This is a genomic window from Pseudomonas sp. SDO5522_S412 (assembly GCF_054071215.1).
Window position 1 is genome coordinate 1 of record NZ_JBSVWQ010000370.1, and the last position, 3,404, is coordinate 3,404.

Below are 3,404 nucleotides of genomic sequence, written 5' to 3' on the forward strand. Positions count from 1 at the left end.
GGGGCCATAGCTCAGCTGGGAGAGCGCCTGCCTTGCACGCAGGAGGTCAACGGTTCGATCCCGTTTGGCTCCACCACTACTGCTTCTGTCTTGAAAGCTTAGAAATGAGCATTCCATCGATATGATGGTGAATGTTGATTTCTAGTCTTTGATTAGATCGTTCTTTAAAAATTTGGGTATGTGATAGAAAGATAGACTGAACGTTACTTTCACTGGTAACGGATCAGGCTAAGGTAAAATTTGTAAGTAATTGCGAATTTTCGGCGAATGTCGTCTTCACAGTATAACCAGATTGCTTGGGGTTATATGGTCAAGTGAAGAAGCGCATACGGTGGATGCCTTGGCAGTCAGAGGCGATGAAAGACGTGGTAGCCTGCGAAAAGCTTCGGGGAGTCGGCAAACAGACTTTGATCCGGAGATGTCTGAATGGGGGAACCCAGCCATCATAAGATGGTTACCTTACACTGAATACATAGGTGTATGGAGCGAACCAGGGGAACTGAAACATCTAAGTACCCTGAGGAAAAGAAATCAACCGAGATTCCCTTAGTAGTGGCGAGCGAACGGGGACTAGCCCTTAAGTGGCTTTGAGATTAGCGGAACGCTCTGGAAAGTGCGGCCATAGTGGGTGATAGCCCTGTACGCGAAAATCTCTTAGTCATGAAATCGAGTAGGACGGAGCACGAGAAACTTTGTCTGAATATGGGGGGACCATCCTCCAAGGCTAAATACTACTGACTGACCGATAGTGAACTAGTACCGTGAGGGAAAGGCGAAAAGAACCCCGGAGAGGGGAGTGAAATAGATCCTGAAACCGTATGCGTACAAGCAGTGGGAGCAGACTTTGTTCTGTGACTGCGTACCTTTTGTATAATGGGTCAGCGACTTATTTTCAGTGGCGAGCTTAACCGAATAGGGGAGGCGTAGCGAAAGCGAGTCTTAATAGGGCGTCTAGTCGCTGGGAATAGACCCGAAACCGGGCGATCTATCCATGGGCAGGTTGAAGGTTGGGTAACACTAACTGGAGGACCGAACCGACTACCGTTGAAAAGTTAGCGGATGACCTGTGGATCGGAGTGAAAGGCTAATCAAGCTCGGAGATAGCTGGTTCTCCTCGAAAGCTATTTAGGTAGCGCCTCATGTATCACTGTAGGGGGTAGAGCACTGTTTCGGCTAGGGGGTCATCCCGACTTACCAAACCGATGCAAACTCCGAATACCTACAAGTGCCGAGCATGGGAGACACACGGCGGGTGCTAACGTCCGTCGTGAAAAGGGAAACAACCCAGACCGTCAGCTAAGGTCCCAAAGTTATGGTTAAGTGGGAAACGATGTGGGAAGGCTTAGACAGCTAGGAGGTTGGCTTAGAAGCAGCCACCCTTTAAAGAAAGCGTAATAGCTCACTAGTCGAGTCGGCCTGCGCGGAAGATGTAACGGGGCTCAAACCATACACCGAAGCTACGGGTATCACCTTCGGGTGATGCGGTAGAGGAGCGTTCTGTAAGCCTGTGAAGGTGAGTTGAGAAGCTTGCTGGAGGTATCAGAAGTGCGAATGCTGACATGAGTAACGATAATGGGTGTGAAAAACACCCACGCCGAAAGACCAAGGTTTCCTGCGCAACGTTAATCGACGCAGGGTTAGTCGGTCCCTAAGGCGAGGCTGAAAAGCGTAGTCGATGGAAAACAGGTTAATATTCCTGTACTTCTGGTTATTGCGATGGAGGGACGGAGAAGGCTAGGCCAGCTTGGCGTTGGTTGTCCAAGTTTAAGGTGGTAGGCTGGAATCTTAGGTAAATCCGGGATTCTAAGGCCGAGAGCTGATGACGAGTTATCTTTTAGATGACGAAGTGGTTGATGCCATGCTTCCAAGAAAAGCTTCTAAGCTTCAGGTAACCAGGAACCGTACCCCAAACCGACACAGGTGGTTGGGTAGAGAATACCAAGGCGCTTGAGAGAACTCGGGTGAAGGAACTAGGCAAAATGGCACCGTAACTTCGGGAGAAGGTGCGCCGGTGAGGGTGAAGGACTTGCTCCGTAAGCTCATGCCGGTCGAAGATACCAGGCCGCTGCGACTGTTTATTAAAAACACAGCACTCTGCAAACACGAAAGTGGACGTATAGGGTGTGACGCCTGCCCGGTGCCGGAAGGTTAATTGATGGGGTTAGCTAACGCGAAGCTCTTGATCGAAGCCCCGGTAAACGGCGGCCGTAACTATAACGGTCCTAAGGTAGCGAAATTCCTTGTCGGGTAAGTTCCGACCTGCACGAATGGCGTAACGATGGCGGCGCTGTCTCCACCCGAGACTCAGTGAAATTGAAATCGCTGTGAAGATGCAGTGTATCCGCGGCTAGACGGAAAGACCCCGTGAACCTTTACTATAGCTTTGCACTGGACTTTGAATTTGCTTGTGTAGGATAGGTGGGAGGCTTTGAAGCGTGGACGCCAGTTCGCGTGGAGCCAACCTTGAAATACCACCCTGGCAACTTTGAGGTTCTAACTCAGGTCCGTTATCCGGATCGAGGACAGTGTATGGTGGGTAGTTTGACTGGGGCGGTCTCCTCCTAAAGAGTAACGGAGGAGTACGAAGGTGCGCTCAGACCGGTCGGAAATCGGTCGTAGAGTATAAAGGCAAAAGCGCGCTTGACTGCGAGACAGACACGTCGAGCAGGTACGAAAGTAGGTCTTAGTGATCCGGTGGTTCTGTATGGAAGGGCCATCGCTCAACGGATAAAAGGTACTCCGGGGATAACAGGCTGATACCGCCCAAGAGTTCATATCGACGGCGGTGTTTGGCACCTCGATGTCGGCTCATCACATCCTGGGGCTGAAGCCGGTCCCAAGGGTATGGCTGTTCGCCATTTAAAGTGGTACGCGAGCTGGGTTTAGAACGTCGTGAGACAGTTCGGTCCCTATCTGCCGTGGACGTTTGAGATTTGAGAGGGGCTGCTCCTAGTACGAGAGGACCGGAGTGGACGAACCTCTGGTGTTCCGGTTGTCACGCCAGTGGCATTGCCGGGTAGCTATGTTCGGAATAGATAACCGCTGAAAGCATCTAAGCGGGAAACTAGCCTCAAGATGAGATCTCACTGGAACCTTGAGTTCCCTGAAGGGCCGTCGAAGACTACGACGTTGATAGGTTGGGTGTGTAAGCGCTGTGAGGCGTTGAGCTAACCAATACTAATTGCCCGTGAGGCTTGACCATATAACACCCAAGCAATTTGCGTCGAAGAGACCAGATTGCGGTGTGTGAAGACGAAACGAACCGAAAGTTCGAGATCTTGCAAAACACCGAAAGCTATCACATACCCAATTTGCTGAAGCGAGGCCAACTGGCCACGACTCAGTACCCGAATTTCTTGACGACCATAGAGCATTGGAACCACCTGATCCCATCCCGAACTCAG

Annotated in this window: 1 tRNA gene and 2 rRNA genes; all 3 read left to right on the plus strand. The window is 50.9% G+C overall.

Annotated elements, in window-relative coordinates:
- Positions 1-76 (plus strand) — tRNA-Ala (locus tag ACW9I6_RS31540).
- 232 nt (positions 77-308) lie between these two features.
- A 23S ribosomal RNA gene (locus tag ACW9I6_RS31545) occupies positions 309-3,202 on the plus strand.
- Positions 3,203-3,355: 153 nt separating this feature from the next.
- Positions 3,356-3,404 (plus strand): 5S ribosomal RNA (rrf, locus tag ACW9I6_RS31550); the annotation flags it as partial.